11 protein-coding genes are annotated in these 13,955 nt (G+C 75.0%); 6 read left to right on the top strand and 5 right to left on the bottom strand.

Going from position 1 to position 13,955, the window contains the following annotated elements; translation table 11 throughout:
* Window positions 1-66: 66 nt before the first annotated feature.
* The gene (locus D7044_RS04835; protein ID WP_120688089.1) at window positions 67-3,231 is read right to left on the bottom strand and encodes a BTAD domain-containing putative transcriptional regulator; all 3,165 of its coding nucleotides are present in this window, start codon (window positions 3,229-3,231) and stop codon (window positions 67-69) included.
* Window positions 3,232-3,326: 95 nt separating this feature from the next.
* Here D7044_RS04835 and D7044_RS04830 point away from each other — a divergent pair, with 95 nt between their 5' ends.
* On the top strand, window positions 3,327-4,511 hold the full coding sequence (locus D7044_RS04830; RefSeq protein WP_120688088.1) for an FUSC family protein: 1,185 nt from the start codon (window positions 3,327-3,329) through the stop codon (window positions 4,509-4,511).
* 20 nt (window positions 4,512-4,531) lie between these two features.
* Here D7044_RS04830 and D7044_RS04825 read toward each other — a convergent pair whose 3' ends face one another.
* The 3 genes from D7044_RS04825 to D7044_RS04815 all read right to left on the bottom strand — a co-directional run bounded on the left by D7044_RS04825 (window position 4,532) and on the right by D7044_RS04815 (window position 8,037).
* On the bottom strand, window positions 4,532-5,305 hold the full coding sequence (locus D7044_RS04825; protein ID WP_158609953.1) for a hypothetical protein: 774 nt from the start codon (window positions 5,303-5,305) through the stop codon (window positions 4,532-4,534).
* 68 nt (window positions 5,306-5,373) lie between these two features.
* Complete coding sequence (locus tag D7044_RS04820; protein ID WP_120688086.1) at window positions 5,374-6,456, bottom strand: Gfo/Idh/MocA family oxidoreductase; 1,083 nt, start codon at window positions 6,454-6,456, stop codon at window positions 5,374-5,376.
* Window positions 6,457-6,564: 108 nt separating this feature from the next.
* Entirely contained in the window at window positions 6,565-8,037 is a 1,473-nt protein-coding gene (locus D7044_RS04815; protein WP_120688085.1) for a hypothetical protein, read from the bottom strand.
* A gap of 76 nt (window positions 8,038-8,113) precedes the next feature.
* Between D7044_RS04815 and D7044_RS04810 the strand changes: the two genes are divergently transcribed.
* Both D7044_RS04810 and D7044_RS04805 read left to right on the top strand, forming a co-directional pair.
* Window positions 8,114-8,596 carry a hypothetical protein gene (locus D7044_RS04810; protein WP_120682620.1) on the top strand — a complete coding sequence of 161 codons (483 nt, stop codon included), beginning with the start codon at window positions 8,114-8,116 and terminating at the stop codon, window positions 8,594-8,596.
* Window positions 8,597-8,672: 76 nt separating this feature from the next.
* Window positions 8,673-9,887, top strand: coding sequence for an MFS transporter (locus D7044_RS04805; RefSeq protein ID WP_120688084.1), 1,215 nt, complete (start codon window positions 8,673-8,675; stop codon window positions 9,885-9,887).
* Window positions 9,888-9,912: 25 nt separating this feature from the next.
* Here the strand turns inward: D7044_RS04805 and D7044_RS04800 are convergent, their stop codons facing one another.
* Window positions 9,913-10,851, bottom strand: coding sequence for an SMP-30/gluconolactonase/LRE family protein (locus D7044_RS04800; RefSeq protein WP_120688083.1), 939 nt, complete (start codon window positions 10,849-10,851; stop codon window positions 9,913-9,915).
* A 261-nt stretch (window positions 10,852-11,112) separates the two neighbouring features.
* Between D7044_RS04800 and D7044_RS04795 the strand changes: the two genes are divergently transcribed.
* The 3 genes from D7044_RS04795 (at window position 11,113) to D7044_RS04785 (ending at window position 13,950) form a co-directional block, all read left to right on the top strand.
* Window positions 11,113-12,012 carry a LysR family transcriptional regulator gene (locus tag D7044_RS04795; RefSeq protein ID WP_199716472.1) on the top strand — a complete coding sequence of 300 codons (900 nt, stop codon included), beginning with the start codon at window positions 11,113-11,115 and terminating at the stop codon, window positions 12,010-12,012.
* 141 nt (window positions 12,013-12,153) lie between these two features.
* Window positions 12,154-12,894, top strand: coding sequence for an SDR family NAD(P)-dependent oxidoreductase (locus D7044_RS04790; protein ID WP_120682614.1), 741 nt, complete (start codon window positions 12,154-12,156; stop codon window positions 12,892-12,894).
* 117 nt (window positions 12,895-13,011) lie between these two features.
* Window positions 13,012-13,950 (top strand): MerR family transcriptional regulator, encoded by a 939-nt coding sequence (locus D7044_RS04785; RefSeq protein ID WP_120688082.1) that lies wholly within the window; start codon window positions 13,012-13,014, stop codon window positions 13,948-13,950.
* Window positions 13,951-13,955: the final 5 nt, after the last annotated feature.

Below are 13,955 nucleotides of genomic sequence, written 5' to 3'. Positions count from 1 at the left end.
GCGGCAGCCTCGCCGACCGCGCTGACCGGACGCGCACCGCGCGCTGACGGCCGGCGTCGTGCTCCGTCAGGCGCCGTCCAGCAGGGCGAGGGCCCGGCCCCGGTCGAGCGCGGCGCCCCGGCCGAACTCCCGTCCGAACCGTTCGACGCCGATCCCGGCCCGGGTCGCCCCGGTCACCGCGGCGGCCTGCGCGGCGGGCTCGGCGCCGCTGCCGACCAGCACCGCCGAGACCGCGCCGAGCAGCAGCGCCGCCCGGTCACCCTCGCCCCGGCGCAGCACCGGCCCGATCAGGCCGTCCACCGCTGCGCTGACAACCGGCGTGTCCCACATGCCCACGGTCGCGCCCAGCACCTGTCGGTAGTGGCCGCGCGCCGTCGGCGCGTCCCCCGCGGCGTCCGCGATCTGACCGAGGGTGACCAGCGCGGCGAGCCGGACGATCTCGGCGCCGAACCAGCCGGCCGGGCACTCCGCCACCGCCTGCTCGCAGAGGCGCCGTGCCTCGTCGAGCTCACCGCGACGGCGGGCCGTCTCGCCGAGCCCGTAGTGGGCCGCCGCGCTCAGCTCGGGTGCTCCGGCCGGCTGCGCGATCGCCGCGACCTGCCGGTAGTCGGCCTCCGCCCCGTCCAGGTCGCCGACCCCGAGCCGGCCGTCCGCCCGGGTCCGCAGCAGCTCCGCCGTGTCGAGCGTGGAACCGAGGTCGTCGGCCAACCGCAGGGCCCGCGCCATCGGGTCGGCGGCCGCCGCCGGGTCACCGATCCGATAGGCGGCCTCGCCGAGAGTGGTGAGCGCGAGGATCATGCCCCACCGTTCGCCGATGGCACGGAACCCTTCGTAGGCGGCCGTCAGCTCCGCCCGGGCCTCGTCGTACCGGCCGTCGAAGAGCCACACCAGCGCGAAGCCGAGTGACCCGAGCGCCTCACTCCACGGGTCGGTACCGAGCAGCTTGTGCCGCTCCGCCACGGAGTGCATCACCGACATCCGCTGCTGCGACGGGGGACCGGCCGTCATCCCGGACAGGTAGAGCAGGAACGGGTGCTTCGGCGGGCGGCCCAGGCTCCAGAGGATGTCCCCGGCCGTGCCGAAGTCCGTGCGGGCCGCGCCGCGGGCGGCGCCCAGTGCGGCGACCAGCAGGCTGAGCGCGTACTCCTCGGCGAGCCCGGTGGGCGGACCGTCGAGCGGGTCGACCAGCCGGCCGGCGAGGGCCGCCCCCTCGCCGCGCAGTCCGCGCAGCCACCAGTAGAACGACAGCGCGGCGACCAGCCGCAGCCCGCTCGTGGTGTCGCCGTCGGCGATCGACCGGCGCAGCGCGGCGTGCAGGTCGTCCCGGTCGGCGTCCAGCCGGCGCAGCCACTCGAGCTGGGTGGGGCCGCGCAGGCCCGCGTCGCCGGCCCGGGCGAGATCGAGGAAGTACGTCACGTGCGCCCGCCGGAGCTGATCGGCCTCGCCCGCCTCGGCCAGCTGCTCCGCGGCGAACGCGCGCACCGTCTCCAACATCCGGAAGCGGCCGTCGCCCGCCTCGACGAGGGACTTCTCCACCAGGCCGGTCAGCACGTCGAGCGCCTCCGCGCCGAGCGGCGCGCAGATCCGCTCGACCGCCGCGAGATCGGCGTCGCCGGCGAAGACGCTCAACCGGCGGGCCAGCCGTCGTTCCGGCTCGTCCAGCAGGTCCCAGCTCCAACGCACCACCGCGCGCAGGGTCTGGTGCCGAGGAGCAGCCGCCCGGCTGCCCCGGTTCAACAGCCGGAAGCGGTCGTCCAGCCGGGCCGCCACCTCCGCGACGGGCAGCGCCCGCAGGCGCGCCGCGGCCAGCTCGATGGCGAGCGGAAGGCCGTCGAGGGTACGGCAGATCCGCAGCACCTCCGACACGGTGCCGGGTTCGATGGCGAACCCGGGTGCCACGTCGGCGGCGCGGTCGGCGAAGAGCCGTACCGCGGCGTACGGGTGGACCTGCTCGGGCTCGGCCTCGTCCGGCGGCACGGGCAGGCCGAGCACCGGGCAGAGCGCCTCACCGGTCAGCCCGAGCGGCTCCCGGCTGGTGGCCAGCACCCGCACCGACGAGGCGGCGCCGAGCAGCCGAGCGGTGAACCGGGCGGCCTCGTCGATCACGTGCTCGCAGTTGTCCAGCACCAGCAGCAGCCGCCGGTCGGCGAGCGCCGCGACCAGCCGGTCGGTGGCGTCGCGGGGCCCACCCGGTACGCGCAGCGCCGTGTCGCGCAGGTTCAGGGCGGCCAGCACCGCGGGGGCCACCTCCGCCCCCGGCGGGAGCGCGGCCAGCTCGACCAGGCACACGTCGCCGTCGTACCGCCCGGATGTCTCCACGGCGAGCCGGGTCTTCCCGGCGCCGCCCGGGCCGTGCAGCGTGACCAGCCGGGCCTCGGTGAGCAGCTTCGCCAGCCGGCGCAGCTCCTCCTCCCGCCCGACGAAGCTGGTCAGCTGGCCGGGCAGGGGCGGTAGCCGCGGCGTTACCGGCGCGGGCTCGGCCTCGTCCCGCAGCAGGGTCGCGTGCACGGCCACCAGCTCGGCGGAGGGGTCGGTGCCCAACTCGTCGGCGAGCAGCCGGCGCAGGCCGGCGAAGACGGCGAGCCCCTCGGCGCGGCGGCCGTCGGCGAGCAGCGCGCGCATCAGCTGGCCGTACAGCCGCTCCCGCAGCGGGTGGGCGGCGACCAGTTCCCGCAGCTCGGTCACGAGCGGCCGGACGCGCGCCGCGGCGTCTGCCACGGCGAGTTCCGCCTCGATCCGGTCCTCGGTCGCGGTGAGCCGGCGTTCCCGCAGCCGGGCCGTGTGCGACGGTGCGAACGGGGCGTCGGTCACGTCCGCGAGCGGCTCCCCGCGCCACAGCGTGAGCGCCTCGCGCAGCAGATCGGTGGCGCGGTGGTGATCGCCGGCCGTGAGCGCCAGCCGACCGGCGTCCGCGAGCCGGGTGAACCGGTGCGCGTCGACGTCGTCCGGATCGACCGCGAGACGGTACCCGGCGGGGTGGAACTCCACCGGGTCGACCGGCCCGGACGACAGCAGGTGACGCAGACGGGACACCTGTGACTGGAGCGCGTTCGCCACCCCGGCGGGCGGGTCGTCCCCGTAGAGGCCGTCGACGAGGCGGTCCCGGGGCACCACGCGGCCGGCGTCGAGCAGCAGCAGCGCGAGCAGCGCCCGCAGCCGTGGCCCGCCGACGGTCAATCGGCGACCGTCGGCCCGGTGGACCTCGGTCGCACCCAGGATGCCGAACCGCACGGCCTCATTGTCGCGCAGGCGGGCCGAAGACCGGCGCGGCGGATACGGCAGGCGGTCGCGACGATTGGCCGGGGCGCCACTGGGTAGATGCGGCCGTGGTCCGGACCGCTGCCCGCAGCGACGACGGCGAGACCCGCGACGGCGGGCCCGCCCGGACGCCCGCCGCCCTGGCCCGGCTGCGCGGCCGGGCGGCGGCCTCGCTGCCCGACCGGCTGCGACGGGTACGCGCCGGCGGTGGACTGGCCGTGCAGGCGGGTCTCGCGGCGGGCCTCGCCTGGTGGGTGGCGGACAATCTGCTGCACATCCCGCAGCCGCTGTTCGCGCCGATCTCCGCGGTCGTCGCCCTGGCCGCGTCGGTCGGCCAGCGGATCCGCCGTACGGTCGAACTGATCGTCGGGGTCTCCGTCGGTGTGCTGATCGGCGACGCGCTGATCTACCTCGTCGGTACCGGGGTGTGGCAGCTCGGCCTGATCGTGGTGCTCTCCATCGTCGTGTCGGTGCTGCTCGGCGGCGGTCCGTCGGTCATGGTGCAGGCCGGCGCCACGGCGGTGCTCATCGGCACGCTGAGCCCGGTGGTGGAGAACCTGGAGTTTCCGCGCTTCCTGGCCGCCCTCGTCGGTGGCGCGGTGTCGCTGGTGGTCACCGCGGTCCTGCTGCCGCTGCACCCGTTGCGGGTGATCAACCGGGCGGCGACGCCGGCGCTGTGCCTGCTCGCCGATCAGCTCGACACCGCCGCGGACGCGCTGCGGCGACGTGACGCCTCGGCCGCGCAGGGCGCTCTCGACCGCCTGCGCGACAACAAGCAGGAGATCGCGGCGCTCACCGAGGCAGCGCAGGCCGCGCGGGAGGCGACCGCGCTCTCCCCGGTGCGTTGGGGGAGCCGGCAGGGACCGGTGGGCCGGTACGCGCGAGCGGCGGAGCCGATCGACCGGGCCATGCGCAACACCGGCACGTTGATCCGCCGTGCGGTGACCCTGATCGAGGAGGGTGAGCCGATTCCGGAGACGTTGCCGACGGCGGTGTCCGCGCTGGCGGAGGCGACGCGGCTGCTCCGCCAGGAGTTCGCCGCCGGCCACGAGCCCGACAAGGCGCAGGAACGGGCGCTGCAGGCGGTGGCCGGGGCGGGCGAGGCGTACCGCACCGGGGTGGGCTTCTCCGGGTCGGTGGTGGTCGCCCAGGTCCGGACCACCACGAGTGACCTCTTCGTGGCGAGCGGAGTGGCGCAGGAGGAGGCGAACCGGCTGGTCCGGCACGCCTTCGGCCCGTTCGAGCCGGACTGATCTGCCGGGTCGGGAAGCGGTCAGTCGAACCGCTCGGTCGTCATCGGCACCAGACCGCAGAGCCGCACGGCCGAGGTCAGCTCGTGCAGCAACGGCCCCACGGTGCGGTCGTCGGCGCCGGTGAGCAGCACCGTCAGGTCGAGCGACCAGGCGAGACCGCGACCGACGCGGCGTACCGTCCAGGCGAACCGATCGTCGTCGACCCGCCGCCGACCGGCAGGCAGCGCGTCGGCGGTCGACCGCCCGTCGGCGGGCCGCCACCGGGTGGCCAGCTCCGCCAGCCGGTGCGCCAGCGGGTCACCGGCGAAGAGCACCCGGTACACCCGCCGTTCGTGGTATCCGTCCGGGGCGCTCGGACCGAGCCGCAGCGGGGCGGTGACGGGCAGGACCTGGTCGTCGTGGAAGCCGGCGCGCAGCACCGGTTCGTCCGGCAGCGCCGCGCCGCCGAGCCGGCGGTGCGCGGCATCCGCCTCCGCACGGGCGACCGGGAGCACCCGGGCGCGCAGCTCCGGATCGGCGCGCATGGCCCGGCTGTACGCCGCCGAACTCCACCAGCCGGCCCCCGCCGGCGTCCAGCCCGCGCTGCGCAGGCCCACCGTCGTCCAGTCCGTGGCCCGGACGAACTCCTCGACGACGATCGCCTCCGCGACCGCGTCGGGCCCGGCGGGTCGGTCGAGGATCAGGTAGTAGTCGAGCCGTGGTCGCGGCCCGAGCCGGGGCGGGCCGCTCGCGGCCCGGCGCCGGCCGGCGGTGGGCGGCATCGCCGCGCGCGTACCCTGCGCCTCCATGCCCACCCGGCCTCTCCGGCTCCGCCACCGCAGCCCCGAGGGGCACGGTAGCGGAGACCGGGTCGGCGCGGCGGTCAGCGCGCCGTCGACGGCGGTACGGGAAGTACCGCACCCTCCGCGGCGGACCGGTGTGCCAGTTCGATCAGTGCGACGGTGTCGACGGCGTCCCGGGCGTCCACCGGCAGCGGGGCGCCGTCGCGCAGCGCCGCCGCCACCTGCTCGTAGAAGCTCTGGTAGCTGCCGGGTTCGGTGCGCAGCGGCCGAAGTTCACCGTCGACGCCGAACCGGCCGTACCGCTCGGGGCTGACCTCGCCCCAGCCGGCGCCGCCCGGCCGGCCGCCGTCACGCAGCGCGTCCTCCTGCGGGTCCAGCCCGTAGGAGGTGTAGCCGGCCCGGTCGCCGAGGACGCGGAAGCGCGGGCCGAGCTGCGGGGTGAGGGCGCTCATCCAGAGGTGGGAGCGCAGCCCGCCGGCGTGGGTCAGCGCGACGAACGCGTCGTCGTCGACCTGCGCGCCCGCCCGCCGGCGGTCCACCTCCGCGTAGACGTGGGAAGCCGGGCCGAAGAGCTGCACCGCCTGGTCGATGAGGTGCGCGCCCAGGTCGTAGAGGACGCCACCGGCCTCGTCCGCGGCGGCGTGCTCCCGCCAGCCCGGCTTGATCGTCGGCCGCCAGCGCTCGAACCGCGACTCGAAGCGGGTCACCCGCCCCAGCTCACCCTGCTCGACGAGCCGGCGGACGGTCAGGAAGTCCCCGTCCCAGCGCCGGTTCTGGAAGACGGTCAGCGGTACGCCCAGCCGCGCCGCCTCGTCGACCAGCTCGCGTCCCTGTTCGGCGGTCGCGGCCAGCGGCTTGTCGACCACCACCGGCAGGCCGGCAGCGAGCGCCGCCCGGGCCATCGCGACGTGCTGCCGGTTCGGGGTGGCCACCACGACCAGGTCCAGCGCCTCGGGCGAGCGCCACAGCAGCTCCGCGTCGTCGACCAGGCGGGCATCCGGGTGCTCCTGCCGGACCTGCTGCCGGCGCTGCGGATCCCGGGTCACCACGGCGTGCAGCCGCAGCCCCGCGGTCGCGGCGATCAGCGGGGCGTGGAAGACCCGGCCCGCGATGCCGTAACCCAGCAGCGCGACCCGCAACGGTGCCTGCGCCGTACCCGTCATGCCATCCTCCGTCGCCCAGGTCGCGTCCTGGTGACGGGCCCGGCGGCACCGAATCTACGCTGGCGGCGGGGTGCCGTCGGCATGAGGACGATCACCCCGCCCGAGCTGTCAGAGCCGCTGGTACTGGCGACGTAGCAGGGCCTCGGCGCCGGTGACGTCATCCGAGGCACCGCCGCCCGCGGTGACGAGCACGACGATGTCGTCGTGCCGCGCGACGGCGTGGACGTCGGGCGGGACCGCACCGTCACCCCTGGTGCCGACGAAGGCCGCCGCATCGGGTACGGAGGCGAGTGCCACCGCCGAGCCGGGCCTGCGCCTGTACCGCTCCATGGTCGCGTAGGAGGTCCGGAAGTCCTCGGCCAGTTCCGACGTGTCGAACTGGAACAGCACGACCATCATCGATTCGGAGTTCGGCTGCGTCCAGGCAGTGCCGGCCGTGTGCCGTACGTCGAGCAGTCGCGGAAAGATGAGCATCGCGCCGGGTTCGTCCAGCGAGGCGATCCGGGTGATGTCGACCTTGTCGTCCCGGACCGGGGCGAGGACGGGCGTCGCGTCGTCCGGGGCCGTGACCAGTAGCGCGGCGAGGCCACCGGAGGCGTCGCCCGTCCCAGCTCCCTCGATGGTCGCGATCTCGACCCGGTCGGCGGCGCTGCGGTCGCCCGGACGGTCCGGCCGGGGCCAGGCCAGCACGGTGGCCACGGCCGCCAACGCGACCGCCCCGAGCGCGGCGGCGACGACCGCCGACGGCCGCGCGGTGCGACGAGAAGCGCGCGCAAGCGCGGGTCGGAACAGCGGAGCCGGCTCGGCGTCGAGGTCGGCGGTCGCGCCGGCGGGCACCGGATCGTGCGCTGTCGTGCGCGGCTCGCCCGGGTGCTTGGCAACCGGAGCGCGGCTCTCGTCGGGCGCCGGCCCGGACGTGCCCGCTTCCGCGGACGTGCCCGCTTCCGCGGACGTGCCCGCTTCCGCGGACGTGCCCGCACCGCCGGACGTGCCCGCTTCCCCGGACGTGCCTGCACCCCCGGCCGTGTCCGCAGTTCCGGACGTGCCCGCGGGCGCGGAGGCCGCCGCGGTTCCCGACGGTCGCGGCAGCATCGCCAAGGCCGCCCCGGACAGCAGGAGCAGGCCACTCAGCGCGAGCCAGGTGCCGGAGAGGTAGGTGCTGGTCGGCCGGTCGGCCCGGGGAAAACCACTGGCGTCCACCGCGGCGCCGCTCGGCAGGAAGGTCAACGCCGCGCCGGCCAGCGTCGCCGCCAGGCACGCGAGCCGTAGGCCGTCCCGCCACTGCGGTCGTACCCAGGCCAGGACGAGGACGGCCAGCAGGGCGAGCCACCCCAGGTACAGCGCGATCCGGGAACCCGGCAGGTCGGCCAGGGCGTACGTCTGGGGGGCCTCGGACGGGGCGATCCCGAGCAGCCGCTCGTCGAGGTCCTGCCCGGGGCGCACCAGAATCCAGGGCAGGGTGTGCGAGTTGCCGAAGGTGGCCAGCCCGGCCAGAGCGAGGGTCGCCGACCGTACGCGCTGCGGGGTTCGCCGGAGCGGGCTGCCCGGCGGGCCGACGACGGGGCGGCTGTTGATCTCCACGGTCGAGCATGATCGCAGCTGGGCTGCCGTTGCGCTGCCCCGACTTCCCGCGGCGATGTCAATGTAGTGTTGACAGATGGTCGACGAACTGGACCGGTTGGGCATGCTTCGTGCCGACCGCCTGCGCCTCGATGAGGAGGAGTTGGACCTCATCGACCGAGCCCGGTATGCCGGTGCGACCTGGGCGCAGATCGCCGTGGCACTGGGTCTGGCCAGTCGCCAGGCGGCCGAGCAGCGCCGGCAACGTTTGGCGACGGCCCGGCTGGCCCGTCGACGGGAGCTGGACCGGGGCTTCTCGGACCGGCTAGTGGCGTTGCGCGCGGCGGTGGCGGACCTCCAGCGCTGGATCGACGTCGACCAGCAGTGGAGCGGCCGCTTCCCGGGTGCGGCGTTGGTGCGCGACACGGTGGCGGTCAGCCACGACGCCGAACCGGGTGCGCTGCACACGCTCTCCCGGCACATCATCGACGATCTCGTCCGGGCCGGGCGGGAGCACCTGCCGGCGCCGGTCCAGGCGGTCGCCGCCCGGATGGAGACCGCGCTGTCAACAAATGATTGACAGTAGCGGTGTGTATTGACCCACCTCGGCGCACCTTCGAGGATCTGAGTCGTTCCGACTCAAGCCTGGAGGGTCCGTGCGACGCAACGCCGCGCTCTTCGTGGCGATCTCCCTGCTCTCCGGCCTGGGTGGCAGCGCCATGAATCTGGCGACCGGCATCTGGATCCTCGATCTCACCGGGTCGGCCGGCCTCGCCGCCCTCGGCGGGCTCTTCCTCTACGGCCCCCAGGTCGCCGGCCCCTGGCTGGGTGGCGTGCTCGACCGGGTGCCTCGGCGAGCGCTGCTGATCGCGACCAACCTGGGCCTGGCCCTGGCCGTGCTGAGTCTGCTGGCGGTACGCGGGCCGGGCCAGGCGTGGTTGCTCTTCGCCGTGGCGGCCGGCTACGGGATCAGCTACCTGCTGATCGGCGCGGCGGAGACCGCGCTGCTGCCGTCGGCGCTCTCAGCCGCCGACCTCGCCCAGGTCAACGGGTGGCGATCAAGCGCCCAGGAGGGCATGAAGCTGGTTTCGCCGGCAGTGGGCGCGGGCCTCTACGCCTGGCGCGGCGGGCAGGCCGTGGCCGTGCTCTGCGCCGGGATGCCAGTACTGGTGGCCGCCCTGTACGCCGCTCTGCGGCCGACCCGCGCCCCGGGCGTCAGGACGGCCGAGCAGCGTGGCGGGGCGCGCGCCGCCATCCGTGTCCTGTTCGGGCAGCGGGCGACCCGGGTGACTGTCGGGCTCGCCGCCGCCTCGATCGCCATGTCCGGCTTCGCCACCGCGGCGGGCTATGCGATCGTCACCGACGAGCTGAACCTGCCGAGCACCTTCCTCGGTGTGCTGCTCGGCGCGCAGGGCGCCGGATCGATCGCCGCGGGACTGGTCGTCGGCCGCCTTCTGTCCCGGCACGGCCCGGTACGGATGGCGACGGTGGGCGTTCTCCTCTTCGCCGCCGCCTGCCTCGGTCGGGGCCTGCCCTGGCCGGCTGCCGTGGTCGTGGCGGCCGTGGTCGGCGGGGTCGGCTTGCCGTGGACGCTGGTCGCGGCGATCACCGCAGTGCAGACCCACACGCCGCAGTCGCTGCTCGGTCGGGTGTCCGCCACCGCCAACACCGCCATGTTCGGGCCCATCGTGCTGGCTACCCCGCTGGGCTCCGCGGCCGTCGGTCTGGGTGCTCGCCTGTCACTCGTCGTGGCCGCCGGGGTCTGCCTGCTCGCCGTGGCCGTCGCCGCGGTGCACCGATCCCCGCCGGGCGAGGCCGTCTGCGGAGGTGCCGCTGATGCCGTGCGGCGGGAGAGGGAGCCGGCCCGGTGATGAGTCGCTCCCCCTCCCGGCCGGTTCAGCGTGCGGAGACGGCGACCGCGTCGTACCCGGTGGTGGGGGTCGGCGTGGTCGTGAAGCGGGCGTTGGGCAGGTAGAGCCGGCCGAAGGCCTTCGCCACCGTGGTGGGTACGTCGAAGTCCGGGTCGGTGATCGTGCCGGTGAGCCGGCCGGCGGTGCCGGAGCGGTTCAGCGCCACCACGGCGACCTGGTTGAGCCGGTTCTGCACCACGTAGAGCTTTCGGCCGTCGAGCAGCAGCCCGTCGCCGTTGGTGAAGGTGTGCCCCGGCACGTCGACCGCGGTGGTCGCCCCGGTGAGCGGGTCGACCCGGAAGAGCGTGCCCGTGTTGGACTGCACGATGAGCAGGGCCCGGCCGTCCGGCGTACGGACGATGCCGTTCGCGTTGACTCCGGTGCCGACCTGCTGGAACGCCCCGGTCAGCGGAATCGTGGTGAAGCCGTCGGCCGGTGGCAGGGCGCCGTGGCGGCCGAGCGGGAGTCGGTGGAGCACCGGCTTGTTGGAGTCGGTGAAGTAGGCCGCCCGCTCGGTGAGGACGACGTCGTTGACGAACGTCGGTGCGGCGGCGAACTGGTAGCGGGCCAGCACCCGGCCGTTGCGGGTGTCGATCACGCGGGCGTCGCCGGCCGCGCCTCCTGCGACGAAGAGCCGGCCGCGCCGGTCGACCTTGAGCCCGAGCGACGGGGTGCCGGTGGCCGGGCTGAACACCCGTCCGTCGCCGTCGAGCAGGTCGGCGCGGTAGATCGCGCCGGTGGCGCGCGAGCCGAAGTAGGCGTAGCGGCCGGCGGTGGCGATGCCCTCGGGCTGGAACCCGTCGGGCAGGGCGATGACGCCGGGTTTGCCACCCCGCCCGTGCGCCTCGGCGGGCGCTGCGGCGACGGTGGCGAGGAGAGTGGCGGTCAGGGCTGCGGAGAGCGCGGTCCTGAGATGTGAGTGCACTGTGCTCCTTCCGGTCGGCGGCCGGCTGCCGCGTCCACAGCGGGAGCGGCGCCGGACCAGCCACGATCAGTGGGGCCAGGGCTACCCACTCTACGTTCATCTCGGTCGATGCTGCCTATCGGTGCATCTGGATGTAGCGACGGCTCTGACCGGTAGTGGCGGAGGCGACGGCGGGAGGTTTTCCGCGCCGCTCCGGTGGCGAACGTGACGCCGCTGTCCCGTTCGGCCGACCGGCCGGGCCGGGCGTGGTGTCATGGGCGCGTGGAGTTGCGGGAGATGCGAGCGTTCGTCGCGGTGCTGGAGGAGGGGAGTCTCTCCGGGGCCGCCCGCCGGCTGCACGTGAGCCAACCGGCGCTGTCCCAGCAGATGAACGGCATCGAGCGGCAGCTCGGCGTGCAGCTGCTGGTCCGCAGCAGCACCGGGGTGCGGGCCACCGAGGCCGGCGCGACGCTGCTCAGCGAGGCGCGCGCGGTGCTCGCCCGGTACGACCAGGCGGTGGCCGCCGTCACCCGACACAGCGGGTCGGGTGACGTGGTGCTGCGGTTGGGGATTCCGCTGGAGCTCCCCGCCGACCTGCTCTCCGGTCCGCTCACCGACCTGGCCGACGCCTACCCGACCACCCGCGTCCAGGCCCTGCACATGTCGACCTCGGCCCAGGTCGCCGCGCTCCGCGCCGGGGAGCTCGACGTCGGCCTGGTCCGGGAGCATCCGGTCGGCCCCGATCTGGACGCCGTGCTGGTCGTCGAGGAGCGCCTCGGGGTGCTGCTCGACGCGGAGCAGGCGGTGCGGCTCGCCGGGCCTGACGGGATCCGGCTGGACGCCCTCGCCGGGCTGGACTGGGTCGGCTTTCCCCGTTCCGGAAGCCCCACCTGGTACGACGAGATCACCGCGATCCTGCGCAGTCACGGACTCGACCCGGGGCGCACTCCGCCCGAGGGGCCGGGGCTCATCGCGCCGGTGAAGCTGGCCGCGGTGACCGCCGGCGGGGCGTTCGCGTTGGCGCCGCCGAACTGGCAGCAGCCCATCCCGGAGTCGTTGACCTGGGCGCCCCTGGTCGGGCATCCGCTCGTACGGCGCACGTGGGCCTCGTGGCCGGCCAGCTCCCGCCGGCGGGACCTCGGTCACCTGATCGCCGCGTTGGACTACCGGGGGCAGGAGTAGGCGTCGGGAGTGCTTATGACGGCCATAAGCGATCCCGTGAGTCCGGTGGGAAAGCTGCGAGGGCCCTGCGCCTTACACATCCACGGGTCGGGACAGCCCCGACCGGAGTTCTCCGCGACATGGATGTGGGTGGAAACGATCATGGAACTGCAGGGATCCGTGGCGCTGGTGACCGGTGGCACCAGCGGCATCGGCCGGGCAACGGCCCTCGCTCTCGCCGAGCGGGGCGCCCATGTGCTGGTCTCGGGCCGGGACGAGGTGCGCGGGAACGGGGTGGTCGGGGAGATCCGGGCGGCTGGTGGCCGGGCGGACCTCCTGGTCGTCGACCTTCGGGACGAGGCGTCGGCGCGCTCGCTGGCCGCCCGGGCCCGCGCGGTGGCCGGCCGGGTGGACATCCTGGTCAACAACGCCGGCGTCTACCCGTACGGCCCGACGGAGCGGACCAGCGGGCAGGACTTCGAAGAGGTCTACTCGCTCAACGTCAAGGTGCCGTACTTCCTCGTCGCCGAGCTGGCGCCGGAGATGGCCGAGCGGGGTCACGGCGCGATCGTCAACGTGAGCACGATGGTGGCCGAGTTCGGCGACCCGGGCTTCGGTCTGTACGGGTCGAGCAAGGCGGCGCTGGTGCTGCTCACCAAGTCCTGGGCGGCCGAGTACGGGCCGCAGGGGGTCCGGGTCAACGCGGTCAGCCCCGGCCCGACCCGGACCAGCGGTACCGCTCCGATGGGTGACGCTCTCGACCAGCAGGCCGCCCAGGCGCCGGCCGGGCGGCCCGGTTCGGCGGAGGAGATCGCCGAGGCGATCGCCTACCTGGCCAGTGATCGGGCGAGCTTCGTGCAGGGCGCGGTGCTGCCGGTCGACGGCGGTCGCCTCGCCGTCTGACCCGCCGAGGCGCGGCGGCCCGCTCCACACCAACCGTGGTGCGGGCCGCCGCTCTCGAAAGATCCGGTGACCGGACGGCCTTGCATCTCCCCCAGGGGGAGCGGCGAGGGTGGAGGCATGGACAGCAGCGACAGGTGGTACTCGATCGGTGAGCTGGCTCGGCGTACCGGGCTGTCGGTCAAGACCATCCGGTTCTACGCCGAGCGCGGCATCGTGCCCCCGTCCGGGCGTAGCCCGGCCGGTCACCGCCGCTACGGGGTGGCCGCGCTCGCCCGGCTGGAGCTGGTGCGGACGCTGCGCGCGCTCGGGCTCGACCTCATGACGATCGCCCGGATCGTCGACCGGGAGGTTCCGCTCGCCGAGGTCGCCGCGGCCCACGCCGACGCGCTCGCCGTCCAGATCCGGCTGCTGCGGCTGCGCCGTGCGGTGCTCGCCGTGGTCGCCCGGCGCGACTGCACGACCGAGGGGATGGAACTGATGCACAGGCTGGCCACGCTCACCGAGGAGGAGCGGGGGCTTCTCGTGGGCGACTTTCTCGACGCCGTGTTCGGTGGACTGGACACCGACGGCGCCTTCGTCGGTCTCCGTCGCTCGATGACCCCGCAGCTGCCGGAGGAGCCGGAGGTCGAACAGGTCGAGGCGTGGATCGAGCTGGCCGAGCTCTCCCAGGACGAGGGGTTCCGCGCCGGAATGCGGCAGCTGGCGGAGCAGTACGCCGCCGACCGGGCCGACGGCTCGGTCACCGTGGTGCGTCCGGACGCGGTGGCGGTCGTCCGGGCCGAGGTCGGGCCGGCGCTGGCGGCGGCCGTCGAACCGGACTCGCCCCGGGCGGACGCCGTGGTCGCCGCGATGGGCGGGCGGTACGCGCGGCTCTGCGCCCGCCCCGACGACCTCTCGTCGCGGCGTCGACTGCTGGCCCGGCTCGAGGCGGCGAGCGACCCGGGCCGGGAGCGTTACCTGTGGCTGCTCTCGGTGGTCAACGGTTGGCCGGCGACGGAGAGCCTGGCCCCGGTGCTCGACTGGGCGGTCCGGGCGCTGCGCGCCCGCGGCGTGTGAGCCGG

The sequence above is a fragment of the Micromonospora musae genome (assembly GCF_003626635.1).
Lineage (GTDB): Bacteria > Actinomycetota > Actinomycetes > Mycobacteriales > Micromonosporaceae > Micromonospora > Micromonospora musae.
This window is presented reverse-complemented; position numbering and strand designations above follow the sequence as displayed.

What these genes read in the sequence shown, in the direction of transcription:
- D7044_RS04810 (WP_120682620.1), top strand. Translation starts at nt 8,114, where the DNA reads ATGGTCGACGAACTGGACCGGTTGGGCATGCTTCGTGCCGACCGCCTG.
- D7044_RS04785 (WP_120688082.1), top strand. Translation starts at nt 13,012, where the DNA reads ATGGACAGCAGCGACAGGTGGTACTCGATCGGTGAGCTGGCTCGGCGT.
- D7044_RS04820 (WP_120688086.1), bottom strand. Translation starts at nt 6,456, where the DNA reads ATGACGGGTACGGCGCAGGCACCGTTGCGGGTCGCGCTGCTGGGTTAC.
- D7044_RS04790 (WP_120682614.1), top strand. Translation starts at nt 12,154, where the DNA reads ATGGAACTGCAGGGATCCGTGGCGCTGGTGACCGGTGGCACCAGCGGC.